Origin of the sequence: Streptomyces sp. NPDC091412, assembly GCF_044756885.1 — a bacterium.
Classification (GTDB): domain Bacteria; phylum Actinomycetota; class Actinomycetes; order Streptomycetales; family Streptomycetaceae; genus Streptomyces.
This window is the reverse complement of sequence record NZ_JBIVTV010000005.1, coordinates 1-23,311: the sequence shown is the minus strand read 5'-3', so window position 1 is coordinate 23,311 and position 23,311 is coordinate 1. Positions and strand designations below refer to the sequence as shown.

The following is a 23,311-nucleotide window of genomic DNA, read 5'->3' as shown; positions in this document are numbered from 1 at the left end:
CGGTCACGACGCCGCGGGTCGGGCCTCTGCCGGGGATGCTCTCGTGGGTCACATCCCCGCCGGGGGCGCTCTCGCGGGTCACACCCCCGCCGGGGACGCCCTCGCGGGGCGCGGCGTCGCCGGGCGCGGTTCTGCCGGTCACGCCCCCCGCCGGGGCGGCCATCCGGCCGCCCCGGCCCGGCGTGCCGGCTCAGACGCGGCGCACGGTGTGCAGGGACTCGGCGTAGAGGCCCGTGCCGTCGAGCAGTGAGGCGCCGGCCAGGTCGGCCATGGTGGGCCCGTTGACCGTCTTGCGGCTGGACAGGAAGCGCCGCTTGCCGGCGGCGTCCAGTCCGAGATAGATCCCCACATGGTCGACCGTGGCGGTCCGCGGGTCCCCGTCGTCCCCCGAGTCGGCGTTGAACAGCACGAGGTCACCGGGCTGGAGCAGGTTCGCGGCCGGCGGGCGGGCGCCGTCGGTCCGGTCGATCAGCACACCGGGCGTGTGGTCGGCCATGTCGCGGGACTGGCGCGGTATCCGGGTCCCGGACGTGTCCGCCTTCGCGGCCATGGGCACGCCCATGTGGTAGCCGTAGACCATGCGGGTGTACCCCGAGCAGTCGAGATTCCCGACCTGCTTGCTCGACGGCCCGGTGTAGGCGCCGTCGGGGAAGGTCCAGCCGACGTCCATGCACTCGTGGAAGTCGGCGCCCACCATGCGGTACCCCTGCGCGTTCAGATAGCCGTAACCGGCCTCGCCCAGGACCTGCTTGCCCTGTGCCGGTCCGTCCCCGGCGGTGACCGCGGGGGCGCCCGGAAGGAACATCGCGGCGTAGGAGAGCACGTCCGGCACGGTGGAGCCGGCCCAGCCGCGGATCGTCCGCTCCCACTCGGCTGTCCAGGTGCCGTCGAAGGGTTCGGGCAGCACCCGCACCCAGTCGCCGTGGGTGACGCTCGGCGGGGTGTGCCAGTTGGCGGCACTCACCTCGAAGCGGCTCGCCTTCAGAGTGACCGGCAGGTTGGTGCAGCCGGTGTTGGCCAGGGCGCGCAGCCCCACCCGGCCCTTGCCGAAGGCCGAGTTGTCGACGTCGAAGGCCCACGTGGACGGCTCGGCGGTGGCGGAACGCCATGCCTTCGCCCGGATCCGGGAGCCCTCGCGGCGCACCCGGATCGTCCAGTCCGTGTTCGCCGGATTGCCCGTCGCCAGCGTGACGGCCGGGGCCAGCTGGGTGACGGCGTCGTCGACCTCCTTCTCGACGCGGAACTCGACCGCCCCCGTGGTCAGGAAGGACAGCCGGGCCCGGTAGTTGTTGTGGGTGCTCTGGTAGCCGAAGGTCAGCCCGTACGAACAGGCCTGACCGGTGGGCACCTTGTCGAAGCGGGCCACGGACCGCACGTCGAGATCGGTGACCTCGTCGTCCCGCAGACTGGCGTGCCGGCTGACACCCGTGGTGGTGAGGGCGATCAGACCGGTGCCCGGTACGACCGAGTAGTCGTCGGGGCTGGAGGGGAGCGTGTTCCAGCTGCCGCCGCCCGGCGAGCTGCCCCAACCCGTCAGCGTGCGCTGGAAGTCGTCCACGAAGGACCGCTTGTTCTCGGTGAACGTTCTTCGCGGGCCCGGCAGGACGACGGTCCGGGCGCCGTGGGTCAGCAGTGCGACCCGTCTGCCGTTCGAAAGGACCTCCGTGCGGGCCGGGGCCCCGGACAGCACGGAGACGGCGAGCGGCGACACCAGGGTCACCGGCGTGAAGTAGGAGGCGTCCAGCACGGGCAGAGTCACCGAGGAACGGGCCGAGGTCAGACCCGCCGGTGCCGGGAGGGGATCGACGGGCGCGGGGGCGGCGTCGGCCCGGGCGGGAGCCGCGGCCAGGCCGGTGAGCGGGACGGAGGCCGCGGAGGCGGCGAAGGCGGCGAGCAGGCCGCGACGAGAGGTGTGGATCATGAACGTCATGATCTCCCCCGTAGCGTCACCGGACCCGCCGGACGCGTCAATTCGCCTCAGATGCAGTGGCGTTGTGCGGCCGGGACCGCCATGAATTTCTAGACGTCCCGCCGTACGGCCCGCGCCAGATACGGAGCCGTGGCGCTCCCCGCCGCCCGCGCGACCTCAACCGGCGGTCCCGTCGCCACGATCCGGCCGCCCGCGTCGCCGCCGCCCGGGCCGAGATCGACGACCCAGTCGGCGCCGGCCACGACGGACATGTCGTGCTCGACGACGATCACGGTGTGCCCGGCGTCGACCAGGCCGTGCAACTGCCGCATGAGCACCTCGACATCGGCCGGGTGCAGTCCGGTCGTCGGCTCGTCGAGGAGGTAGAGGGTGTGGCCGCGTCGGCCGCGTTGCAGCTCGCTGGCGAGCTTGATGCGCTGCGCCTCACCGCCGGACAGTTCGGTGGCGGGCTGACCGAGTCGCAGATAGCCGAGGCCGACGTCGATGAGGGTGCCGAGACTGCGCGCCACGGCCGGGGTGTCGGCGAAGAACTCCGCCGCGCTCTCCACCGTGAGGTCCAGCACCTGGCCGATGTTCCGCCCGCGGTATGTCACTTGAAGCGTCTCGGGGTTGTACCGGGCCCCGCCGCAGTCCGGGCACGGAGCGTATGTGCTCGGCAGGAACAGCAGCTCCACGCTGACGAATCCCTCGCCCTGGCAGGTCTCGCACCGGCCTCCCGCGACGTTGAAGGAGAACCGTCCGACCCCGTAACCGCGCGTCCGTGCCTCGTCGGTGTCCGCGAACACCTTCCGTACCACGTCGAACAGTCCCGTGTACGTGGCCAGGTTGGAGCGTGGTGTGCGCCCGATCGGCTTCTGGTCGACGCGGACCAGCCGCCCGACACCGGCCTGCTCCTCCGTGATCTCACCGATCAGCGTGGACTTCCCGGACCCCGACACCCCGGTGACCGCGGTGAACGCGCCGAGCGGGAACTCCGCCGTCACCGCGCGCAGGTTGTGCCGGGTGACCGGCCCCACCGTCAACTGCCCCCGCGCACGCCGCACTTCGCGCACCGGCCCGGGGGAGCCGTCGAACAGGAACCGGCGCGTCGCCGACTCCGCGACCCCCGCCAGCTCGGCGACCGGCCCGCTGTGGAGCACCCGCCCGCCGTGTTCCCCCGCCCGCGGACCGACGTCGACGACCCAGTCGGCACCGCGCACCACGTCGAGGTGGTGCTCCACCACGAACACGGAGTTGCCCGCCGCCTTGAGCCGTTGCAGAACCGTGAGCAGGGCCTCGGTGTCCGCCGGGTGCAGCCCCGCCGACGGCTCGTCGAGCACGTACACCACCCCGAACAGCCCCGACCGCAGTTGTGTGGCGAGGCGCAGCCGCTGCAACTCGCCCGCCGACAGCGTGGGCGTCGCCCGGTCGAGGCTGAGATAGCCCAGACCCAGTTCGACGACGGGCGCGATACGGGACTTCAGGTCCGCGGTGAGCACCCGCGCGGCCTCGGAGGTGCCGCGCAGGTGCTGCGCGAGTTCGGTCAGCGGCAGCGCGGCCAGCTCGGCGATGGTGCGCCCCGCGAAGGTCACGGCCAGCGCCTCGGGCCGCAGTCTGCTGCCGCCGCAGGCCGGGCAGGGGGCGGCGGTGAGGAAACGCTCGGCCTTGGTCCGCAGGGCAGTGCTCTTCGAATCGGCGAACGTCTTCATCACATACCGCCGGGCGCTCATGTACGTGCCCTGGTAGGGCCGTTGGATCCGCTCGGCGTCCCGCACCGGGTGCACGGTCACCACGGGCTGCTCGTCCGTGAACAGGATCCACTCCCGCTCTCCGGCGGGCAGCTCACGCCACGGCCGGTCCACGTCGTACCCCAGCGCGTCGAGGATGTCCCGCAGGTTCTTGCCCTGCCAGGCACCCGGCCAGGCGGCGATCGCGCCCTCACGGATCGACAGGGAGGGGTCGGGCACCAGCAGCGCCTCCTCCGTGCGGTGCACCTGTCCGAGACCGTGGCACTGGGGGCAGGCCCCGGCCGCCGTGTTCGGCGAGAACGCGTCCGAGTCCAGCCGCTCGGCCCCCGGCGGATAGTCCCCGGCACGGGAGAACAGCATCCGCAACGAGTTCGACAGGTTGGTGACGGTGCCCACGGAGGACCGCGACGTCGGCGCCGCCCGCCGCTGCTCCAGCGACACGGCCGGCGGCAGCCCGGAGATCTCCCCGACCTTCGGTGCCCCCACCTGGTGGATCAACCGTCGTGCGTAGGGGGCCACCGACTCGAAGTACCGCCGCTGGGCCTCCGCGTAGATCGTCCCGAACGCCAGCGACGACTTCCCCGACCCCGACACCCCCGTGAACACCACCAGCGCGTCCCGCGGAACATCCACGTTCACCCCTTGGAGGTTGTGCTCACGAGCACCACGGACGCGGACGTACGGGTCGTGCGGGCTGTGCATGGAAGGGCTCCGGACGGGGATGCGGACGGGAAGGGGCAAACTCTGAAATTCTACGCGAGCGGTCCTGTCGGCCGGCGGGTCCGGCGGCCGGGCCGTCGCTCAGCGGGCGGCGGGGCCCCGCAGTGAGGTGGTGAGCAGCTCGATCATGCGGCCGTAGCGGGCGGGGAAGTCGACGTGCGCGGCGAGGAGCGCGGGGTCCTCGACGGCGGCGACGACGGTGGGTCCGGGGTGGGCGAACGGCCACAGGCCGGCGATGAGCACGATGGTCGCCGAGGCCAGTTCCTTGGCGGCCGTCGGGTCCAGTTCGGGGAGGCGGGCGTGGAGGATGCCGGCGAGCCGGTCGTTGTTGGCCAGCGCCTGGCGCTTGTAGGCGCGGACCGTCTCCACCGGGACCGTGCGTTCCAGCACGCTGGCCAGCACGCTCGCCAGCTCGCACATCACCGGCCGGGCGGCGAGTGAGGCGGCGTAGGCCTCGGCGAAGCCGCGCACCCGCGCTGCCGGCCCGGTGCCGTCCGCGTCGGCGGGCGCCAGCTCGGCCGGGAGCGCGTCCAGCCAGGCGCCGTAGGCCCGGTTGAGGAGCTCCAGGAAGACCGCCTCGCGGTTCTCGAAGTACCGCAGCACGTTCGAGGTGGCGATCCCCGACTGCCGGCCGATGTCGCGCAGGGTGATGTCCGCGACCTGTGTCGCCTCCAGCAGGTGCTCGGCCGCGTCCAGGATCGACTGCCTGCGCAGCTCCCGGTTCTCGGGGCTGCGCGCGCGGATGAACCCCTGCTTCGTCTCGCTCATGACCCTCTCTTCGCTCGCGGTGTCCCCGCGGTCAGGATATCGACCGACCTGGTTAACGGAACTGGGTTCTGTTACCGTCGGAGAAGCGTTAAGTAGCCGGCATCGCCGAAGGCGCCCGCCTGGTCCTCGGTGGCCCCGGTGCCCCGGACACCCCGGGCCTGGAGAAGGGCTTCTACGTGCGCTCGACCCTCTTCGCCGACGTCGCCAACACCATGAGGATCGCCCAGGAGGAGATCTTCGGCCCGGTCCTGGCGGTCATCCCGTACGACACCGAGGACGAGGCCGTCGCCATCGCCAACGAATCGGCCTACGGGCTCGACGGCGGTGTGTGGACCGCCGACCCGGAGCACGGTCTCGAAGTCGCCCGCCGCATCCGCACTGGCACCTTCGGCGTCAACGGCGCCTCCCGCGACATGCGCGCACCGTTCGGCGGCTTCAAGGCCAGCGGCCTCGGCCGCGAGTTCGGCCCGGCGGGCCTGAGCGCCTACACCGAGTACCAGTCCATCGCCCTGTGATCACCGCGAGGCGCCCGGCACCGCCCGGGACAACACGTACCCCCCCCGCAAGAACCGCGCCTACCGACGCCCGGGCGGCACCGCCTCCTCCACCGCGTAGCCGGGCACGGACGGCCACCGAACGGTCAGCACCACCGACTCCTCCTCCGCGAACCACGAGTGGTCCACTCCGCGCCCCCAGACGACGTAGTCCCCCTGCTCCTCCAGCAGAACGCTGCGGCCCGGGAGTTCCACCCGGAAGCGCCCGCTGATGAGCACCAGCAGAGCCGTACGTTCCTCCCCCTCCACCCACCGTGACCGCTCGTCGCCACGGGGATGAACCCCCCACTTGATCTCCACGGCCTCACTGCGACGCGGATCGCCGACCTCCTTGAAGTGCCCGAGCAGCCACCCCCGGTCCAGCGCCGCGTCCTTGCCCGCGTTCCCCACATACACACTGTCACTCACGCGGGCGGACGCTAGCAGTTCGGTGGGAACGTGCCGTAGGTCTACGGGGCCCACTGCCGTGGGCGTTTGACGCACGTGGGCGATGCGAGGCGTCACCGAGCAGGCAGGATGCGGGTTGGCGTACGACAATGGTGGGTGGCACTGCGGTGTTGCCGGTATTTCCAGCGCGAACCGCCGATCGACAGGCTGGGAGGCTCGTCGTGAGCGCACCTCTCCACGCGTGGCCGGTGCTGGTCCACGAGGACCTGGCTCCGATGGTCGCCTATGTGAACCGGTTGGTACAGATCGCGGGTAAGTACACCCTCGACGAGCCGTTCGAAGTCGGCTGGGGAAACATCGTCCTGGATGTCACTCCCCGTGGGCTCAGGACGCCGACGCTCCGGCAGCAGGACGTGACCTTCACCGTGCATCACCGGCTGCTCGACGGCGACGTGGTCGTCGAGACCGACAGGGGCTCGCGGACCTTGCCCATGTCCGACGGATCACTCGCCTCGTTCTACGCGTCGTTCTGCGGCGCGGCGGGCGAGCTCGGCCTGCGCAGGCCCCGCACTTCGCTGATCTGCGAGATTCCCGGCGCCCCGCCGAACTTCGGAGATGATCAGGTCGAACGCCACTGGGACCACCGCGCGGCGCGGCTGATGTGGACAGCGCTGAATCTCGCCGCCGACGGGCTGGAGGAGTGGCAGGCGCCCTACCTGGGACACCGTCCGCGGGTCGGGGTCATGTGGGGCGGCTTCGACCTGTCCGCCACGCGCTACCGTGCGCAGCCCACCGTGCCACCGGCCCACGGTCCGGCCTTCCAGCAGAACGCCCAGACCGAGGCGTATGTCTCGGTCGGATTCTCCTTCGGCGGTCCCGAGGCACAGGACCTGGGTATGTACGCCTACATCTGGCCCCAGCCGGACGGTCTGGAGAACCGGTCGTGGGGTGTCGACGGCGCGACCTGGCATCCTGACGCCGGCCTGGTTCTCCTGCCGTGGGACGCACTCAGGCAGACCCCCGACCCGCACCGCGCCATCGTGGCGTTCGGTGACGCCGTCTACGACGCCGCCGTCGCAACGGCAGGCTGGCCGTCGGACCTCATCGGGGCCCGCTGCGACGGTTGGTACATGAGCAGGACGCCGCCCGCCCTGGCCCACGCCCACTACCACCACTGAGGGCGACAAGCGACACGGCGTAGCAGGAAGTGGGCGGCACCGTCCGCTCACCCGGGTGTCGCGTCAGGAACATCGACGGCAACCCACCGCAATTCCGGGCGAGTGGCGTCGTCAGCCGCCCAGCCCGCCCGCGGCGAGCCTGTCGCCCACGTGGCTCACCAGCCGGTGCCCCAGGTCCTCGGCGCGCGCGAGAAAGTCCTCGAAGCCCGTGAGGCGACGGAAGGCCAGGGCGTAGGCCGCCTGCTCCGCCAGGGGCAGGACATCAGATCCCCGACGAGACGGCGCCACCCCCGCACCTTTGCGCGCGGCGCTCACCGCGGCGTGGGACGGCAGGCCCTTGGACGGGAAACTCTCGCACAACGGGCCGTACACCGGGGAGCTGACGGCGGCTCCACGGGACGGGCAGGGCGCGGAGCTGAAGCTCAGTGGCGGGATCACGGTGACGGGCGCGGGTGCCAAGACGGCACCGAACTCGTCCAACCATCAGACTGCCGACAGCGGTTACGGGGCGGTGCGCAGCCACGACCCGCTCGCCGCAGCCACGACCCGCTCGCCTCGCGCAGGGAGAACGCTCTCTGGCGAACCGGGTCACCGTTCGGCGTATCCGGTCGGCAGGCCCGTACTTCCGGGCACCGGATCGCTCCGTCGAATACGGCGGCGGCCCCGCCCGGTGCACGGGTCCTGATCCCACGTCCGGCGCGGCCGTGTCACCGACACCCGATCGGTGACACGGCCGTGCGCGGCCCTGCTCGGGAGACACCAACCGCCTGGGCCGTTGAACCAGTGTTCCGGCAGGCAACGTTCGGAACCCGTTCATCGATCACCTGGAGCGGGTCGAGACGATCTGGTAGCAGTCACGTTCCGTGGTGCCCGGCGACACCGCACACGGCACCACGGGAAGGCGCTGTGTCCGAACACTGGTGACGGGGTTTCGGATGCGCGCTCAGGCGCCCGCCCCGGGGATGTTGACGTGCAGGGTCGGGACTCCCGTCCGTTTCCTGCAGGGCGGGGGACCTTCCCCGGTCCGCGGTGGTAGGACAGGGCTGTGGTCGGCACTGCGGACAGCAACCCGAGTGCGGGCCGAACGAGGCACCGTGAGAGGGGAGTTGGGCATGGTGGCAGAGAACATCGACGATGTCGTGGACGGGCTTGCCGGGATCGTGCGGGAGGCCCGACGCGCGGGTGACCGGGTCGGGTACTTCGCGGCGCTGTACCGACAGGTGACCGTTGAGGTCCGCACGGCCATTCACGGTGGGCTGTTCGACGACGGCGCCCGCATGGACCGTTTCGACACGCTCTTCGGCAACCGCTACTTCGACGCGTACGACGCCTGGCGTCGTGACCGGAGCGGGCCGCGTTGTTGGCGTGAGACGTTCGGGCTGCTCGACGAGGCCGACACCATCATTGTCCAGCACCTGATACTCGGCGTGAACGCGCACATCAACCTCGACCTGGCCATCGCCGCCGCGCGGACCAGCCCGGGCGAGGCCATCCACGCGTTGCGGCGTGACTTTCTGCTGATCAACGACGTCCTTGCGCGGGTGGTGTTGGCGGTGCAGGACTCGGTCGGCGCCGTGTCGCCCTTCCTGTCGCTGCTGGATCGGGTCGGAGCCCGAACCGACGAGCGGATCCTCGACTTCAGTGTCCGTCAGTCGCGCGAGGAGGCGTGGTACAACGCCGTCCTGCTTGCCGGCCAGAACGAAAAGGAGCGCGAGGCCACCATCCAGCGGCTCGACGTCCGGGCCGCCGTGCTCGCACGGTTGATAGCACGACCGGGCGGCCTCGTCCGGCCGGCCCTGCAGCTGATCCGGCGCACCGAGAGTGGTGACGTGCCGGCCGTCATCGCTCATCTGGACAACGCCATGGAGCGGGCCTCCGTCCGGCAGGGGACGGGGTGAGGCCCGGCGGCGGGGGAGGCGGTGGCGGCGGCTCCTGGTGAGCGCCGGGCCGTTGCCCGGTGAGCGGTTGGCCGACTCGGGCGCGAGGGGACCGGCCGACGGCCGCCGTTGTGCGGTGACGGCGCGGGAGGAACGCGCCGTCACCCAGGCGTGGGGCCGGCCCGAACGTACGGGTTCGGACCGGCCGGCCGGGAGTTCGGTCAGCAGAGGGGGACACCGGGGAGCTGGGCCGCCGGGTGGTCGATGTAGATGTTGCTGATGAAGCCGTTCTGGTCCCGCAGCTTGCTCCACCAGTTGTTGGTGTACCCCTCGGCGTTCACCGTGTCGCCCTGCTTCTGGCACAGGACCCGCACGCTGGTGTTGTTCTGCAACCTGGGCCAGGATCCACGCCACTCGAACACGTCCTCACCCCCGCAGGGGATAGCCGATCTCGGCGATGTCCTCTTCAAGGCCGGCAAGATCAACATCGGGGTTCAGTGATGACACGATGCTCTTCGTGAGAGGCCGCAGGGCGTAGACGTGACGCACGGCCTCGAGGCTTACCGTCACCTCGTAGTAATCCTCCGCGAACTGCTGGTACGCCTCGGGCCGGCCGTCAAGGAGGACGTCGAAGAGCCATTCCGCACTGCCGTCGTCCGCCACACCCTCCGGCAGAGCCTCGACGGCGCCGCACTTCCACTCGGTGTCGGCCTGTTCGTGCCAGAAGCACACTGTTGCGCGCGGCGTGCCGTCGTCGTCGCTGAAGGCGGGCTCTGTGACCTGGGGGAGGAACGCTTCGGGCACTCCGTCGAACAGTCCGGGCCACGGAGCTGGAGGCGTCAACCGATAGGGGGTCATCGGCGACTCGTGATCGAAGCCGCGGACGTAGGCGCCCGCCGGTGAGAAGACGATCGAGTAGTTGTTGCCGCAACCGTCGCGCATGGAGGCCATCTCCTCCGTCGGCGACCACCGGGAGTCGAACGAGTAGAACCGGGACTCCCAATCCGGGCTCATGATGGCATCCAGCATGGCCATGGCTCGGGAGCGATCCCGAACGATCGAGATCTTGGGCAGCTGACGGATCACTGTCATAGACAGACACAGCCACATCCAAGCCGAACCCACCGACAACACCCGCACCGCACCCACCGCTACGAAGGCACCAACCGATCGTCTGAGCCCGTCATCACTTGACATCGTTGATTCCACAGAAGGTCCTGGTAGCGGGCGACGGCAAGCGGGTTGACTGCGTAGACCGGCCGCCCGGTGGCCCGCAGTTGGGCGACCAGCAGCCCGCGGCGCGGCCGTCGAACCGGACCGGCCCTGCCCCGGCTCGACATGCTCGACGACACGGACGTTCTCGCACCCGCACCGCGCCTCCTCCCGGAACCGGACCACTGCGTCCACGAGGTTTTCGAGGCGCGGGTCGCGGCCCCCGGACGCCACAGCGGTCGTCTTCGGCGGGCAGCGGCTCAGCTACGCCCAACTCGACGCCCGCGCCACCCGGCTCGCCTGGGGCGAACCCCGGGCAGTGGGTGCCGAGTTCTGCCACCGGCTGCTCCGGCATACCGACGGCAAGGACCAGCGGCGCTCCTCGGCGAGACCGATGCATCCGCGCTCATTGACAGGGCATCGGCTGGGTCTTAGCTTCTCTGCGAGACATCGGACATCAGACGTCCCATGTCCAGCAGTGCAGTGCTTCGAAGGAGCGACGGCTGATGGGCAATGCGCACGACAGCAGCTTTTCCCGCAGGGCGGTCCTGATCGGAGGCATGGGCGTCGCCGCCGGCGCCTCACTGGCAGCGACGACGCCCTCGGCGTTCGCCGCCACGGCCCGCTCGGCAGCCACACCTCCGGCCATCGACCCCACCAGTGGCAAACACAAGTACTTCGCCTTCGACACCGGCTTGTGGAACGGCCATCTGATGTCGAACTGTCAGGTGCGCATGGGGAGTTTCACCAAGGACACGGCACACAACCCGCTGTTCGGCGAGGGCCTGTACGAGCATCCAACGCTGCCCTGGGAGGCACGTTTCGACAACGGCTACCCGAACGTCTTCTGGGATCCCGAACACCGCAAGTTCCGCTGCTACTACACGCTCTTCCTGGTGGACCCCTCGTCGTCGAGCACACCCGTCGACCAGCGGATCGGAAAGACGTACTCCACTGCGAACCGGGTGACGGGCTGCAACTATGCCGAGTCGGCAGACGGAATCCACTGGACCAAGCCCGATCTGGGACTCGTCGACTTCAACGGCAGCACGGCGAACAACATCCTGCTGAAGGGAGTCCAGGGGACTTCGGTCCTCTACGACCCCGAAGACCCCGATCCGTCCCGCCGATACAAGCTGATCACCCTCGCGTCCAAGCTGTCCGTCGCGTTCTCCGCCGACGGCATCCATTTCACGCCGCTGCGGCCCTGGCCGGCCAACAGCCCCTCTCCGGGGGCGGACTGCCACAACCGTGTGTTCAAGGACAGCGTAAGCGGGGAATACGTGCTCATCACCCGCCTGTGGGACAGCAACGTCCGCGTGGTGGCCATGTCGCGGAGCACCGACTTCGTCAACTGGTCGAAGCCGGTCGAGGTGCATCGCGGCAACGGCTTGGAGTCCCAGGTGTACTCGATGCCTTCGTGGGAGTACGGCCAGGGTCTGTACCTGGGCCTCGGCTCCGTCTACACCGATGGCGACAAGACGCTTCCGGACTACGACACGGTAGACCTCTCGCTTCTGTGGTCGACCAACACCACCGAATGGAACAACGTCGCCCCGGACGACAGCACCTTCATCCCGCACGGCTCGGGCATGGGGCGGTACCCGCGCGGTGACTTCGACAGCAGCGTTATTTTCGCGTCCGTCCCGATCGAGATGGACAACCGCCTCTGGTTCTACTACATGGGCGGCAAGGGATGGCACACGTCCTGGCGGCAGACAGCACTCGGGCGAGGGTGGATCGAGAAGGACAAGTTCGCCTACTACGGCGGCCGGCAGGTCCACAAGCCCACCGTGGTCACCACACAAGGCCTCAGCATCTTCGGCGATGATGTGCGGTTCCTCGTCGACGTCGACCACGGCGGCTCCGTCTCCGTCGCCCTGATGGACCAGAACGGCACCGCCGTCCAACCCGGCTTCGAGGCAGACAGAAGCGTTCTCGAGCCGGGGTCGGATGGCTGGTACCAGGTGCGGTGGCGCGGTGCGGACGTCCGCTCGTTGGACCCGAGCCTCTTCCACGCGCTGCAGATCACGATGAAGAACACCCGGCTGTGGGCCCTCGGAGGAGACTTCTACGTCCGTCCTCTGAAATACGCCAAGCCTTGACCTCGATCGGCGAGTGACGAGTGAGCCCTTTCCGGAGTCGGCGCTGACGGGGTGAGGTCAAGTCCGCCGTCGAACGGACTGATTCAGTTCTCCAGGCGGACCGGCATCAGCAGGGAGAACGTGTGCTCGTCGTCGGGGCGGCGGATGACGAGGGGGGCCCTGGGGGCGGTGAACTCCAGGAGGAGTTCGGGGCGGGATCCGGCGGTGAGGGCGTGGTGGAGGAAGTCGCGGTTGACGGCGATGTGGTGCTGCTGGGCCTCGTCGCCGTCACCGCAGACGGTCACCGTGCCGTCGTCCGCGAGTTTCAGCACGCTGACGTCGCAGGGCGGGCCGTCCTGGTTGCGTGGTTCGCTGGTGCGGACGGGGCCGGTCGTCAGGGACTCGCGGAGGGCGGCGACGTCGACGAGGGTGCCTCGCCCGTCGGGCAGGCGGACGAGGCGGCGGTAGTCGGGGAAGTCGTGGTCCAGGCACTGGCCGGCCGTCTCACGGTCGCCGGCCTTCAGCGTCACGCGGCCGCCGTCCACGGTGAGTTCCGCGGTTTCCTCCTCGTCCAGCAGCGCCCGCATCGCGTCGGCCAGGGGAACGGGCACGATGATCTGCACCCGGCCCGTGTCGTGTCCGGTGGTCCGGGCCCGTGCCACGGCCAGTCGGTACCGGTCGGTGGCCACCGTACGCAGGTCTTCGCCCTCGATGTCGAACAGGACCCCGCAGAGCATCGGCAGTTCCGGATCGGTACTCGCCGCGAAACGGACCGCGTCCAGTGCGGCGGCCAGTTCCGGGGCGGAGACGGACAGGCGGACGGTTGCGGTGCGGAGCGAAGTCATGGGGTTCTCCCTGTGGTCGAGTGCGGCTCTGAGCGCGGAGAACTCGCCGCGGGCATCGGACAGGCCCAGTTCGAGGCGGCGCAGGTGCGCCTGGAGGAGTCCCCGCACCAGGTCGGTGTCCGCGTTGGACCAGCCGGCCAGCACCAGCCGGACGTCCGCCAGCGGCATCCCGGCCCGACGCAGCCGGGCCAGCAACCGCGCCTCGTCGAGCTGTCCGGGCTCGTACCAGCGGTAGCCGCTCACCGGGTCCACCCAGGCCGGGACCAGCACCCCGGCCCGGTCGTAGAACCGCAGCGCGCTCACGCCCAGTCCACTGTCCCGGGCCATCTCCCCGATACTGCGCATCTCGCTCTCCACATCCGGAACCCTGAGGCCTCGACCAGGTCGAGGGTCAACCGGAAGCCGGAGCAGCCTGGGACCAGCCCTTGTCCGCCTCCCGTGCGGCGTGCTCCAGCCGGCGCCGGTGGTTCTCCCACCAGGCGCGATCGCCCGGAGGGATGCTGTCGGCGCCCTTCGACAGGCCTACGGTCCCGTCGATGAGTTCCCGGGCGATGTCGGCGTGGCCGGCGTGCCGCTGGGTGTCGGACAGCACGCGGACCAGGACGTGGTGCAGGGTCACCTCTCGCCGCTCCTCCGGCCACCACGGGACGTGACCGGTCGCGTCGAGCGGCAGCCGCGCGATCGTCCCGTCCGCGTGCTCCCACGCCCGCCGGTACAGCCCGGTGATCTCCTCGCGCGACTCGTCAGCGGTGGCCCACATGTCCGCGTTGGGCTCGGCGTCCTCCGTGTACCACCAGGGCGGCGGATCCCCCTTGAAGAACGGCCGTCCGAACGTGTCGCCGAAGTAGCCGAGTTCCACGCCCGCGGTGTGCTTGACCAGCCCCAACAGGTTGGTGCCGGTGGGAGTCAGAGGGCGGCGTACGTCGTATTCCGAAAGCCCTTCGAGCTTCCACAGCAGGGCGTCACGGGCGTCTTGCAGAGAGCGGAGAAGGTTCGCCTTCGGGTCTGCTTCGATCATGCCGGGCAGTCTTCCAGCCGCCGCTGAAAACGGGTCCGGTCCGTCCCCCGGGTGCGTGGGACGGGTGCGGGCGACAAGCTGAAGGTACGGATCCGAGGCAGGTGAGCCATGGGTGAGCGGGCGGTGTCCGTCGCGCGGATCGTGGTCGGTGTCGACGGCTCGGGGCCGTCGGAGGACGCTCTGCGGTGGGCGGCGCGGCAGGCCGCTCTGACGGGTGCCGTGGTGGAGGCGGTGACCGTGTGGGAGTACCCGATGTGGTACGGCACGAGCGCCCTGGCCGCCGGGTTCGACTTCGCGGACAACGCGGCGAAGATCCTTGCTCAGGCACTCGATGAGACCTTCGGTACCGACCGACCGGTCGAGATCCGGTCCCGGGTCGAACAGGGGAACCCGGCGGGCGTGCTGCTCGCGGCCTCCCGGGGGGCGGAGCTGCTGGTGGTGGGGAACCGGGGGCACGGCGGGTTCACCGAGGCGCTGCTGGGGTCGGTCGGCCAGCACCTCGTTCAGCACGCGGAGTGCCCGGTGGTCGTCATCCGCGGCCCCGTACCGAGCACCGCCCATGGGGCCGACGGCGTGCGGTGAGGCCATGTGGCCCTATGACGCACGGGGGCTGCCGGGTGACTGTGGAAAGCGCACGCGACCCGAGCGCAGGAGCAGGGAAGAAGGTTGACGGCATGGCCTGGGCATCTTGGACCACCCCCGGGGTCTTCACCGGCCGGGGCGGCGTACGAACGGACGAGGCCGGCGTCGTCACCGGCAATCTGACCGTCCACACGACCTGGGACGGGAACGAGGCCGACGTGACGGTCGGGTACACCGGTACCACCGAGTGGTTCACCCTGACCGGAAGCCCCGTTCCCTGCCGTACCGAGCGGCACAGCCGGGAACTGCACCAGGCCGTGGTGGCCGCCGTCAGCGCGGGTGGCGGAGCCACCGTCCAGCAGACGCGGGTGAGGGAGACGACCTGAAACGCGGCGCTCAGGCGCGCGTGTCGTCGGGTTCGGGACCCCAGTACTCCGGGCCGCCCCCGCGCCAGTCGATCAGCGGGGAGACCGAGACCTCCACGGGATCGACGTCCAGCCCCGCGCGGCGCAGGAACTCGGCGACATCGACGACGCTGTAGGCCAGCCCCAGGATCTCGCCGTTCACGCGGACGCGCCGGCCGCCCGTCGGGGAGGGCGGGTGCACGATCACAGGCAGTGGTCCGGGCATGTACCCAGCATCGGATGCGGGCCGCGCCGCCGCATCCGGACGGCGGCGGTCCACGCCCGGGCCCGCTCCGTGGAGGGCCCGATTACGCTGTCGGGGTGACGGACAGCAACAGACGGCCGCTCGCCGTGTTCGACCTGGACAACACCCTCGCCGACACGGCGCACCGGCAGCGCTTCCTCCGGCGCCACCCGCGCGACTGGGACGCCTTCTTCGCGGCCGCGCCCCAGGATCCGCCGATCGGGCAGGGCGTGGAACTGGTCCGCCGGAGCGCGGCGGAGTGCGAGGTCGTGTACCTCACCGGGCGGCCCGAGCGGTGCCGCCGGGACACCCTGGACTGGCTGGCCGCCCACGGGCTGCCCGAGGGGCGCCTGCACATGCGACGCGACGGCGACCGCAGGCCGGCCCGCCGCACCAAGCTGGAGATCCTGCGGCGGCTCGCCCGCGACCGGGAGATCCGTGTCCTCGTGGACGACGACGAGCTGGTGTGCGAGGACGCCGAACAGGCGGGGTTCCGCGTCCTGCGCGCCCGCTGGACGGCGCCGTCCGTCGAGTTGAGGACCGCGCAGGAGAGCAAGGGGCGTACCTGAGCCGCGGGAGCGCCAGTCACGCATCAAGGGGGACGCGCCAAGGGGGACGCGCCAAGGGGGACGTACGAGAGGGATGTGCGAGAGGGACGTACGAGAGCGAGGGACGCAGGGGCGTCAGTCCGTGTCCTCGATCCGGAAGCCGACCTTCAGGCCGACCTGGTAGTGCTCGATCCGCCCGTCCTCGATCTGGCCCCTGACCTGGGTCACCTCGAACCAGTCCAGGTTCCGCAGGGTCTGCGAGGCGCGGGTGATGGCGTTGCGGATGGCCTGGTCGACGCCTTCGTGCGAGCTGCCGACGATCTCCGTGACCCGGTAGGTGTGGTCGGTCATGAGGGTGGCTCCTCTCGGCGGGCGGCGCCGGTGACGCGAGTAGAGGGCGTCACGACTTCCGGGCGCGCGTGTGGCGCGCGTCACTCCACCGTGCCGTATGCGGAGGCGGGGCGCGAGACGAGGAAGTACGGCAAGCGGGACATCACTTGACCCGGGCATTGGTCCATACCAAAATCGCAGCCACACCCGCGCGAGCCCCTGCTCGTCCCCCCCACGTCGGGCCCCTTCCCTGTGCGTCGGAAAGAACAGGACCCTTCGTGAGACCTCGCCTCCTCGCTCTGGTGTGTGCGTCCTCCTTCCTGGTCAGTGCCTGCGGCGTGCTGTCGCCAGGCGGAAGCGGGCGGCACACCGTCACCGTGTGGATGATGAAGGGCAGCGCGTCGCAGGACTTCCTGGACCGCTTCACCGAGGACTTCGAACGCACCCACGGAGACCTGCGTCTCGACATCCGCATCCAGGAGTGGACCGGGATCGGTCCCAAGGTGCAGGCCGCGCTCACGAATCGCTCCGAGGGCGGCCCCGACGTCATCGAGGTCGGCAACACCCAGGTCGCGCAGTACGCCAAGGGCGGCAGGCTGACCAACCTGACGCTGGAGTCGATGCGGGACTGGGGCATGCGGGACTGGCTGCCCGGCCTGGCCGAACCGGGGCTGGACAACTCCTCCCAGTACGGCATCCCGTGGTACGCGGCCAACCGGGTCGTCATCTACCGCAAGGACCTGTTCGAGCAGGCGGGCATCACCAAGCCGCCTCGCACCCGGGCCGAGTGGCTGGCCGCGAGCGAGAAGCTCAACTCCACGGCCGACCAGGGGATCTACCTCGCCGGACAGGACTGGTACACGCTCTCCGGCTTCATCTGGGACGAGGGCGGCGACCTCGCCACGGAGACCGACAGCGGCTGGAAGGGCGCCCTGGACAGTGCCGCCGCGCTGCGCGGCATGGACTTCTACCGGCAACTCCAGGCGCTGGGCCGGGGTCCGGTCGACGCCGACGAGGAACACCCGCCGCAGGCGGAGGTGTTCGCCGAGGGGAAGGTCGCGCAGATCGTGGCGGTGCCCGGCCTCGCCCAGACCATCGTGGAGAAGAACCCCGACCTCAAGGACAAGTTGGGCTTCTTCCCCGTGCCGGGCAGGACCGCCGCCCGGCCGGGCACGGTGTTCACCGGCGGCTCCGACCTCGTCGTGCCCCGTAACACCACCGACCGGGACGGCGCCGTCGACGTGGTCGCCGCCCTCACCGGCACCAAGTGGGACACCGACCTGGCCCGCACCATGAACTACGTCCCCAACAAGACGAAGCTCGCCACCGCCGTCGCGGACGAGGAGGGGGTCGCGGCCATGGCGGCGGGCGCCGCACACGGCCGGGCGACCCCCAACACGCCGCAGTGGGCCACGGTCGAGGCCGACAACCCGATCAAGGACTACATGACGAAGGTGCTCTCCGGCGGCGACCCGGCGACGGAGGCCCGCCGCGCCTCACAGCGGATCACCGAGCAGTTGGGGTAGCCCCCGGCATCCCCGGGCGATCGCCCGGAGGACCCCGGGGGTATGGAGGTCAGGGTGTCCGGTGTCCCGCCCCGGTCACCGCGCCACACTCAGGGACAGCGCGAAGCGTTCCTCGCCGTCGGTCCACCACCGCTCCAACCCGAGCCCCGCGGCGGCGAGTTCCGCGCTCACCCGGTCCTTGCGGAACTTCGCCGACACCTCGGTGCGCAACTCCTCGCCCGCCGCGAAGTGCACGGCGAGATCGAGCGCGGGCACCTTCACCGTCTGCGCGGTGCGCGAGCGCAGCCGCATCTCGATCCACTCGTTCGTCGCGTCCCAGAGCGCCACGTGGTCGAAGGCGTCCGGCTCGAAGTCGGCGCCCAGTTCGCGGTTGACCACGCTCAGGACGTTCTTGTTGAACGCGGCCGTCACTCCGGCGGCGTCGTCGTACGCCCCGACCAGCACGTCCTCGGCCTTGACCAGGTCGGTGCCGAGCAGCAGCGCGTCGCCGGGGGAGAGCAGGGCACGCACCGAGGCAAGGAACTCGGCGCGTTCGCCGGGCAGCAGGTTGCCGATGGTGCCGCCGAGGAACGCCAGCAGCCGTGGGCCGGGGGAGTGGGGGAGCGTCAGGGCGGCGGTGAAGTCGGCGATCAGCGCGTGCACGTTCAGTCCGGGCCGCTCGGCGACGAGCGCCCGCCCGGCCTGTTCCAGCGCGGTGTCGCTGACGTCGACGGGGATGTAGGTGTGCAGCCGGGGCAGCGCGTCGATCAGCAGGCGTGTCTTCTCCGAGGAACCGGAGCCCAGTTCGACGAGGGTGCGGGCGGGCAGCGCGGCGGCGATCTCGGCGGACCGGCCGGCGAGGACCTCCCGCTCGGCACGGGTCGGGTAGTACTCGGGCAGTTCGGTGATCTGCTCGAACAGCTCGCTGCCGCGCGCGTCGTAGAACCACTTCGGCGGCAGCGTCTTGGGGTCGGAGGTCAGGCCGTTCTGGACGTCGGCGCGCAGGGCCGCGGCCATGGCGTCCTCGGGCAGGGTGCGGGTGATACGGAACTCACTCACGTGCGGGGCTCCTCGGATCGTGCGGATGCCAGGTCCTCGGTGGGGTCCTTCAGCGGGGTGAGCAGGACGTCCGTGCGGCTCGCCGCGAGCAGGGCGCGGTCGGGCACCTGAACCCAGTGCGGGTCGTCGTCGTAGGGTTCGGAGGCCACCACCGTGCGGCGGCCGGGTTCGGCCAGGTACCACAGGCTGTCGCCCCAGGCGGTCGCGGTGATCGTCTCGCCGTTGGTGAGCAGCAGGTTGAGCCGCGAGCCGGGGGCCGCCGCGGCGACCTCCAGGACGGTGTCGGCGAGCGCCTGCCCCTCCTCGTCACCGCCGCGGAGCCGGGCCAGCACCAGCGCCCACACGAGCGCCGAGTCGTTGCGGGCCTCCAGCGCCAGCAGGTCCCGCGGCGGCAGGGTCCGGGACACCGCGGCGAGCGAGTCCGGCCAGCCGGTGACGGCGCCGTTGTGGCTGAACAGCCAGGTGCCTGCGGCGAACGGCGCCGCCGCGGCCTCCGCGTCCGCGCCCGAGAGGGTCGCGTCCCGCACCGCGGCGAGCAGCGCCGAGGTGCGTACGACCCGGGCCAGGTCGGCGAAGGACAGGTCGGCCCAGATGGGCCCGGCCCGGCGGTAGCGGGCCGGCACCGGGTCGCCGTCCGCGTACCAACCCACCCCGAAGCCGTCGGCGTTGACCGTCCCGTGCCGCTGGTACCGGGGCGCCCACGCCTGCCGGTACAGGCTGTGCGCCGGTTCCACCAGATACCGGCCGAGCGGCTCCTCGGGTCCCAGATACGCAAGGTGACGGCACATCAGGTGGCCTCCGAGCGGGCCGTGCGGAACCCGGAGAAGATCTGCCGCCGGATCGGGTGGTCCCAGTTGCGGAACGTGCCCCGGCAGGCCACCGGGTCCACGGCGAACGAACCGCCGCGCAGCACCTTGTACTCCGGCCCGAAGAACACCTCCGAGTACTCCTTGTACGGGAACGCGGTGAAGCCCGGGTAGGGGGTGAGGTCGCTCGCCGTCCACTCCCACACGTCCCCGATCAACTGCCGTACGCCGAGCGGCGACTGCCCGGCCGCATAACTGCCGGCCGCGGCCGGGCGCAGGTGCCGCTGGCCGAGATTGGCGTGCTCCGGCGTGGGGTCGGCGTCGCCCCACGGGTAGCGCGTCGAGCGCCCGGTCGCCGGGTCGTGGCGCGCCGCCTTCTCCCACTCGGCCTCGGTGGGCAGCCGGCGCCCGGCCCAGCGGGCGTAGGCGTCGGCCTCGTACCAGCACACGTGCAGCACGGGCTCGTCGGGCGGTACGGCCTCGGTGACGCCGAAGCGGCGCCGGAGCCACTGCCCGCCGTCACGCCGCCAGTACAGCGGCGCGTCGATGCCGTGCCGCCGTATGTGGGCCCAGCCGTCCGGTGCCCACCAGCGGGGCTCGGTGTAGCCGCCGTCCTCGACGAACGCCTGGTAGGCGGCGTTGGTCACCGGGGTGGTGTCGATCCGGAACGGCGGCACCTCGCGCACGTGCGCGGGGCGCTCGTTGTCCAGCGCCCACGGCTCGGTGGAGGTGCCCATGGTGAACGGGCCACCGGGGACGAGGACTTCGGGCGGACCGGTGAACGGCGGGACCGGCTCCGGGTCCGGTGCGGTCAGGGCCTGCGGGCCCCGGCGGAGCTGGTGGGTGATCAGCATGGTCTCGTCGTGCTGCTGCTCGTGCTGCGCGATCATGCCGAAGGCGAAGCCCGCCTCGGTCAGCCGGGTGCCGTGGAACGCGGTGGACTCCAGTACGTCCAGCACCCGGCCGCGCACCTCGGACGCGTAGCCGCGGGCCTCGTCGGGGGCCATCAGCGGCAGCGAGGGGCGTTCGGCACGCGGGTGCTCGAAGGCGTCGTAGAGGCTGTCGATCTCGGGGCGCATCGCCTCGCGGCCGGCGACCGCCCGCAGCAGCCACAGCTCCTCCTGGTTGCCGATGTGGGCGAGGTCCCACACCAGCGGGGACATCAGCGGCGAGTGCTGGGCGGTGAGGTCGGGCTCCTCCACGCAGGTGGTCAGCAGCGTGGTGCGGTCACGGGCCCTGGTGAGCGAGCGCAGCGCGCGCTCGCGCAGCGTCTCTGCGTCGAAGGTATCGCCGTCGAGGGCGGGATCGGTCATGGCGCGATGTCCTTCCCGTGGACGGTGGGGGTTCCCTGGGGCGTACGGAGGCCGGACCTGGGGTTCTCCGAGCCGTGCAGCCGGTCCAGCAGGTCGTCGGCGGGACAGCGGCCCCGGCGCACGTAGCGGTCCTGGAACGCCGCGACGGCGTCCGTGACCTCGGTGGTGGCGCCGAGCCGGGGCAGGGCCTCCAGGGCGGCGGCGAAGCAGGCGACGGCGGTCTCGCGCAGGTCGGGGTCGGCGAGCCCGGAGCGGGCCGCCTCGGTCCACAGCGGATTGTGCGGCGCGGGCAGTGGCCCGGACCGCTCGGCGAGGGGCTTCACCACCCGGTAGACGGTCTCCGCCGCCTCCGGGTCGTCGAAGAGCGCCGCGGTGACCGCCAGCGGCACGATCCACCCGTCGTCGCCGGGCTGCGCGTCGATCATGCGCAGTTCCAGGTGGCCCCGTGGCCTGACCGGCGGGAACAGCGTCGTGAGGTGGTAGTCGAGATCCTCCCGGGTCGGCGGCCTCGGCCGGCGCGAGCTGATCCACCCGCGGAAGGTGAGCCCGTCGGGCACTTCCCACGGCCCGTCCTCGTGCCGTACACACATCACCGGCGCGTCCAGCACGTGCCGGGCCCAGGCGGTGCGGGGACTGCCGTTCAGCGCGGGGGCGCCGGCCCGGCCGGGGCCGATCTCCATCCACATCAGCTGCCGCGTGGAGAGCCAGCCGGTGGGGCGCCGCGCCACCAGCGGGGAGTGGGCGAACGCGGCCACCAGAACCGCGCCCAGGTGGTGCGCCAGCCACCAGCGGCGCCCGTGGCCGAGCGGTCCGGGCTCCTCGTGGCCGGCGTCCACGCAGACCTGCACGGACGCCGAGGCGCACATCATGTGCCGGCCGGCCGGGCCGGAGCGGTCCAGACAGGCCTCCAGGGCGTCGTAGCGCCGCTCGCGCAGGAATCTGCGGGGGGTGTGCCAGGGATCGTGGCCGACACCGACGAGACGGAGTCCGTCCTCGGCCAGTACGGCGCGGACGGTGTCGAGGTCGGCGGAGACGGTACCGATGCACTCCATCAGGGAGGCGGCGGGCGGCGAGCTCAACTCCAGCTGGCCGCCGGGTTCGACGGTGAACGCCGACCTCAGGGGCATGGTCCGCAGTGCGGCGTAGGCCGCTTCGAGACGTTCGGGTGTCACGGGGAGCCGCGGCGCACGCAGCTCATGGACGAGCCATTCCACTTCGACCCCGAGGGTGCGGGGCGGTCCGGTCTTGAAGCAGATGCCGCTGACCAGAGCCTGGGCCTCGGCTTCGGTGACGGCGGTACGGGGTTCCGCACGGCCGCCCTCCGAGGGGGGTTGCGCATCGGACATGTCGGGATCCTCCTGAGATTCCACCATGCCACCGGCCCGGCGGTCGGAGGGCCGGGCCGGGGCCGCACCGTCCCAGCCAAAACCCTCCGGCCGATTCGCACAAGGGTGCAAATCGCGACAATCGTGGCGCCAAATCTCCGTATCCGCGATATTTCAGACGCTCACCCGCGATGCCGGGGCCCGGCACATCCGCATGGGTCCGTCTCCTTCGCGGGAGTCCCGCGGGCGGACCGGGCCCCGTGCCCGGTGCTACTCCGACCGGGTGATCCGCGCGCCGCGGCGCGCGGTCCACGCGTCAGCTCCAGCCGTAGCGCTCCCGCAGGCGGTGCACCACGAGGCCGAATCGCATCCGGTCCAGCGCGCACGCCTCACGGCGCATGCCGTCGTCGTGCAGCCGCAGCACCCGGTCGACGTCCACCCAGGAATCCCGTCCCGACCGGTCCCAAGGGCCGCTCCCGATGGCCACCCACTCGCGGTCGCCGTCGTGCGCCTTGCTGGACAGCTGCACCGCCAGGAGCGTCCCGGCGGCCTCCCGGGCCACCACCAGCACCGGCCGGTCCTTGCCCCGGCCGTCGTTCTCCTCGAAGGGCACCCAGGTCCAGACGATCTCTCCGGGGTCCGGGTCGCCGTCGTGCGCGGGCGCGTACTCGGTGCGCACCCGGCCGACGTCGCGCGGGTCGGCCTCCGTGGTGGCGGTGGGGCCGTAACGGCCGGGCACGTTCTCGTCGGTCTCATCGGTAAAGGCAGTCACGGGGGAACCCTAGTGCTGTGACCGGAAGGGTTCACCGGCTCGCGACGCCCGGCACGGCACTCCCCCAGCCTTCGGCCGGGGGTACCCCCACGCCGCGTTGTCGCATCACCCGAGTACATCCAG

The 23,311-nt window shown here is 71.1% G+C and carries 22 protein-coding genes and 2 pseudogenes; 8 read left to right on the top strand and 16 right to left on the bottom strand.

What is annotated here, in order from left to right:
• Window positions 1–190: 190 nt before the first annotated feature.
• The 3 genes from ACIQMV_RS14775 to ACIQMV_RS14765 all read right to left on the bottom strand — a co-directional run bounded on the left by ACIQMV_RS14775 (window position 191) and on the right by ACIQMV_RS14765 (window position 5,145).
• Window positions 191–1,930: an NlpC/P60 family protein gene (locus tag ACIQMV_RS14775; RefSeq protein WP_402592951.1), complete on the bottom strand. Its 1,740-nt coding sequence runs from the start codon at window positions 1,928–1,930 to the stop codon at window positions 191–193.
• Between the two features lie 89 nt (window positions 1,931–2,019).
• Entirely contained in the window at window positions 2,020–4,359 is a 2,340-nt protein-coding gene (locus ACIQMV_RS14770) for an ATP-binding cassette domain-containing protein (RefSeq protein WP_402592949.1), read from the bottom strand.
• A gap of 99 nt (window positions 4,360–4,458) precedes the next feature.
• The gene (locus ACIQMV_RS14765; protein ID WP_402592947.1) at window positions 4,459–5,145 is read right to left on the bottom strand and encodes a TetR family transcriptional regulator; all 687 of its coding nucleotides are present in this window, start codon (window positions 5,143–5,145) and stop codon (window positions 4,459–4,461) included.
• Between the two features lie 98 nt (window positions 5,146–5,243).
• Here ACIQMV_RS14765 and ACIQMV_RS14760 point away from each other — a divergent pair.
• Window positions 5,244–5,660: pseudogene (locus ACIQMV_RS14760) on the top strand (aldehyde dehydrogenase family protein); the annotation flags it as partial.
• A 60-nt stretch (window positions 5,661–5,720) separates the two neighbouring features.
• Here ACIQMV_RS14760 and ACIQMV_RS14755 read toward each other — a convergent pair.
• Entirely contained in the window at window positions 5,721–6,107 is a 387-nt protein-coding gene (locus tag ACIQMV_RS14755) for a signal peptidase I (RefSeq protein WP_141355865.1), read from the bottom strand.
• Between the two features lie 200 nt (window positions 6,108–6,307).
• Here ACIQMV_RS14755 and ACIQMV_RS14750 point away from each other — a divergent pair, with 200 nt between their 5' ends.
• Window positions 6,308–7,264, top strand: coding sequence for a DUF5996 family protein (locus ACIQMV_RS14750; protein WP_402592946.1), 957 nt, complete (start codon window positions 6,308–6,310; stop codon window positions 7,262–7,264).
• A 111-nt stretch (window positions 7,265–7,375) separates the two neighbouring features.
• Here the strand turns inward: ACIQMV_RS14750 and ACIQMV_RS14745 are convergent, their stop codons facing one another.
• Window positions 7,376–7,552: a hypothetical protein gene (locus ACIQMV_RS14745; protein WP_402592944.1), complete on the bottom strand. Its 177-nt coding sequence runs from the start codon at window positions 7,550–7,552 to the stop codon at window positions 7,376–7,378.
• Between the two features lie 824 nt (window positions 7,553–8,376).
• On the opposite strand from ACIQMV_RS14745, the gene ACIQMV_RS14740 reads away from it, so the two are divergent.
• On the top strand, window positions 8,377–9,162 hold the full coding sequence (locus ACIQMV_RS14740; protein ID WP_402593503.1) for a DUF5995 family protein: 786 nt from the start codon (window positions 8,377–8,379) through the stop codon (window positions 9,160–9,162).
• A gap of 200 nt (window positions 9,163–9,362) precedes the next feature.
• Here ACIQMV_RS14740 and ACIQMV_RS14735 read toward each other — a convergent pair.
• Window positions 9,363–9,533: pseudogene (locus ACIQMV_RS14735) on the bottom strand (M23 family peptidase); the annotation flags it as partial.
• 34 nt (window positions 9,534–9,567) lie between these two features.
• Window positions 9,568–10,176, bottom strand: a complete 609-nt coding sequence (locus ACIQMV_RS14730) for a hypothetical protein (protein ID WP_402592942.1) — start codon at window positions 10,174–10,176, stop codon at window positions 9,568–9,570.
• 683 nt (window positions 10,177–10,859) lie between these two features.
• Here ACIQMV_RS14730 and ACIQMV_RS14725 point away from each other — a divergent pair.
• Entirely contained in the window at window positions 10,860–12,458 is a 1,599-nt protein-coding gene (locus ACIQMV_RS14725) for a hypothetical protein (RefSeq protein WP_402592941.1), read from the top strand.
• Between the two features lie 83 nt (window positions 12,459–12,541).
• Here ACIQMV_RS14725 and ACIQMV_RS14720 read toward each other — a convergent pair whose 3' ends face one another.
• Window positions 12,542–13,627, bottom strand: a complete 1,086-nt coding sequence (locus ACIQMV_RS14720; protein ID WP_402592939.1) for a MerR family transcriptional regulator — start codon at window positions 13,625–13,627, stop codon at window positions 12,542–12,544.
• A gap of 46 nt (window positions 13,628–13,673) precedes the next feature.
• On the bottom strand, window positions 13,674–14,300 hold the full coding sequence (locus ACIQMV_RS14715; RefSeq protein ID WP_402592937.1) for a DinB family protein: 627 nt from the start codon (window positions 14,298–14,300) through the stop codon (window positions 13,674–13,676).
• Window positions 14,301–14,408: 108 nt separating this feature from the next.
• On the opposite strand from ACIQMV_RS14715, the gene ACIQMV_RS14710 reads away from it, so the two are divergent.
• A complete protein-coding gene (locus ACIQMV_RS14710) occupies window positions 14,409–14,882 on the top strand; it encodes a universal stress protein (RefSeq protein WP_401781803.1) in 474 nt (157 codons plus the stop codon).
• A 92-nt stretch (window positions 14,883–14,974) separates the two neighbouring features.
• Entirely contained in the window at window positions 14,975–15,268 is a 294-nt protein-coding gene (locus ACIQMV_RS14705) for a hypothetical protein (protein ID WP_141355853.1), read from the top strand.
• A 10-nt stretch (window positions 15,269–15,278) separates the two neighbouring features.
• Here the strand turns inward: ACIQMV_RS14705 and ACIQMV_RS14700 are convergent, their stop codons facing one another.
• Window positions 15,279–15,512: a hypothetical protein gene (locus ACIQMV_RS14700; RefSeq protein WP_141355851.1), complete on the bottom strand. Its 234-nt coding sequence runs from the start codon at window positions 15,510–15,512 to the stop codon at window positions 15,279–15,281.
• A 95-nt stretch (window positions 15,513–15,607) separates the two neighbouring features.
• On the opposite strand from ACIQMV_RS14700, the gene ACIQMV_RS14695 reads away from it, so the two are divergent.
• Window positions 15,608–16,099, top strand: coding sequence for a hypothetical protein (locus ACIQMV_RS14695; RefSeq protein WP_402592934.1), 492 nt, complete (start codon window positions 15,608–15,610; stop codon window positions 16,097–16,099).
• A gap of 114 nt (window positions 16,100–16,213) precedes the next feature.
• Here the strand turns inward: ACIQMV_RS14695 and ACIQMV_RS14690 are convergent, their stop codons facing one another.
• Entirely contained in the window at window positions 16,214–16,429 is a 216-nt protein-coding gene (locus tag ACIQMV_RS14690) for a dodecin (RefSeq protein WP_141355848.1), read from the bottom strand.
• 257 nt (window positions 16,430–16,686) lie between these two features.
• On the opposite strand from ACIQMV_RS14690, the gene ACIQMV_RS14685 reads away from it, so the two are divergent.
• A complete protein-coding gene (locus tag ACIQMV_RS14685; RefSeq protein ID WP_402592932.1) occupies window positions 16,687–17,934 on the top strand; it encodes an extracellular solute-binding protein in 1,248 nt (415 codons plus the stop codon).
• Between the two features lie 75 nt (window positions 17,935–18,009).
• On the opposite strand, the gene egtD is transcribed toward ACIQMV_RS14685, so the two are convergent.
• The 5 genes from egtD to ACIQMV_RS14660 form a co-directional block, all read right to left on the bottom strand.
• Window positions 18,010–18,972, bottom strand: coding sequence for an L-histidine N(alpha)-methyltransferase (egtD, locus tag ACIQMV_RS14680; RefSeq protein WP_402592931.1), 963 nt, complete (start codon window positions 18,970–18,972; stop codon window positions 18,010–18,012).
• The gene (gene egtC, locus ACIQMV_RS14675; protein ID WP_141355843.1) at window positions 18,969–19,760 is read right to left on the bottom strand and encodes an ergothioneine biosynthesis protein EgtC; all 792 of its coding nucleotides are present in this window, start codon (window positions 19,758–19,760) and stop codon (window positions 18,969–18,971) included. Before egtC ends, egtD begins: the two co-directional genes overlap by 4 nt.
• Window positions 19,760–21,091, bottom strand: a complete 1,332-nt coding sequence (gene egtB / locus ACIQMV_RS14670) for an ergothioneine biosynthesis protein EgtB (RefSeq protein WP_402592929.1) — start codon at window positions 21,089–21,091, stop codon at window positions 19,760–19,762. The genes egtC and egtB overlap by 1 nt, the downstream gene beginning before the upstream one ends.
• Window positions 21,088–22,437 (bottom strand): ergothioneine biosynthesis glutamate--cysteine ligase EgtA, encoded by a 1,350-nt coding sequence (egtA, locus tag ACIQMV_RS14665; protein WP_402592927.1) that lies wholly within the window; start codon window positions 22,435–22,437, stop codon window positions 21,088–21,090. The genes egtB and egtA overlap by 4 nt, the downstream gene beginning before the upstream one ends.
• Before the next feature lie 295 nt (window positions 22,438–22,732).
• The gene (locus ACIQMV_RS14660; RefSeq protein ID WP_141355837.1) at window positions 22,733–23,188 is read right to left on the bottom strand and encodes a type II toxin-antitoxin system PemK/MazF family toxin; all 456 of its coding nucleotides are present in this window, start codon (window positions 23,186–23,188) and stop codon (window positions 22,733–22,735) included.
• Window positions 23,189–23,311: the final 123 nt, after the last annotated feature.

Coding starts and splice junctions, on each gene's coding strand:
- ACIQMV_RS14775 (WP_402592951.1), bottom strand. CDS start 1,930: ATGACGTTCATGATCCACACCTCTCGTCGCGGCCTGCTCGCCGCCTTC.
- ACIQMV_RS14770 (WP_402592949.1), bottom strand. CDS start 4,359: ATGCACAGCCCGCACGACCCGTACGTCCGCGTCCGTGGTGCTCGTGAG.
- ACIQMV_RS14765 (WP_402592947.1), bottom strand. CDS start 5,145: ATGAGCGAGACGAAGCAGGGGTTCATCCGCGCGCGCAGCCCCGAGAAC.
- ACIQMV_RS14740 (WP_402593503.1), top strand. CDS start 8,377: ATGGTGGCAGAGAACATCGACGATGTCGTGGACGGGCTTGCCGGGATC.
- ACIQMV_RS14730 (WP_402592942.1), bottom strand. CDS start 10,176: ATGGCCATGCTGGATGCCATCATGAGCCCGGATTGGGAGTCCCGGTTC.
- ACIQMV_RS14725 (WP_402592941.1), top strand. CDS start 10,860: ATGGGCAATGCGCACGACAGCAGCTTTTCCCGCAGGGCGGTCCTGATC.
- ACIQMV_RS14720 (WP_402592939.1), bottom strand. CDS start 13,627: ATGCGCAGTATCGGGGAGATGGCCCGGGACAGTGGACTGGGCGTGAGC.
- ACIQMV_RS14715 (WP_402592937.1), bottom strand. CDS start 14,300: ATGATCGAAGCAGACCCGAAGGCGAACCTTCTCCGCTCTCTGCAAGAC.
- ACIQMV_RS14710 (WP_401781803.1), top strand. CDS start 14,409: ATGGGTGAGCGGGCGGTGTCCGTCGCGCGGATCGTGGTCGGTGTCGAC.
- ACIQMV_RS14705 (WP_141355853.1), top strand. CDS start 14,975: ATGGCCTGGGCATCTTGGACCACCCCCGGGGTCTTCACCGGCCGGGGC.
- ACIQMV_RS14700 (WP_141355851.1), bottom strand. CDS start 15,512: ATGCCCGGACCACTGCCTGTGATCGTGCACCCGCCCTCCCCGACGGGC.
- ACIQMV_RS14690 (WP_141355848.1), bottom strand. CDS start 16,429: ATGACCGACCACACCTACCGGGTCACGGAGATCGTCGGCAGCTCGCAC.
- egtC (WP_141355843.1), bottom strand. CDS start 19,760: ATGTGCCGTCACCTTGCGTATCTGGGACCCGAGGAGCCGCTCGGCCGG.
- egtB (WP_402592929.1), bottom strand. CDS start 21,091: ATGACCGATCCCGCCCTCGACGGCGATACCTTCGACGCAGAGACGCTG.
- egtA (WP_402592927.1), bottom strand. CDS start 22,437: ATGTCCGATGCGCAACCCCCCTCGGAGGGCGGCCGTGCGGAACCCCGT.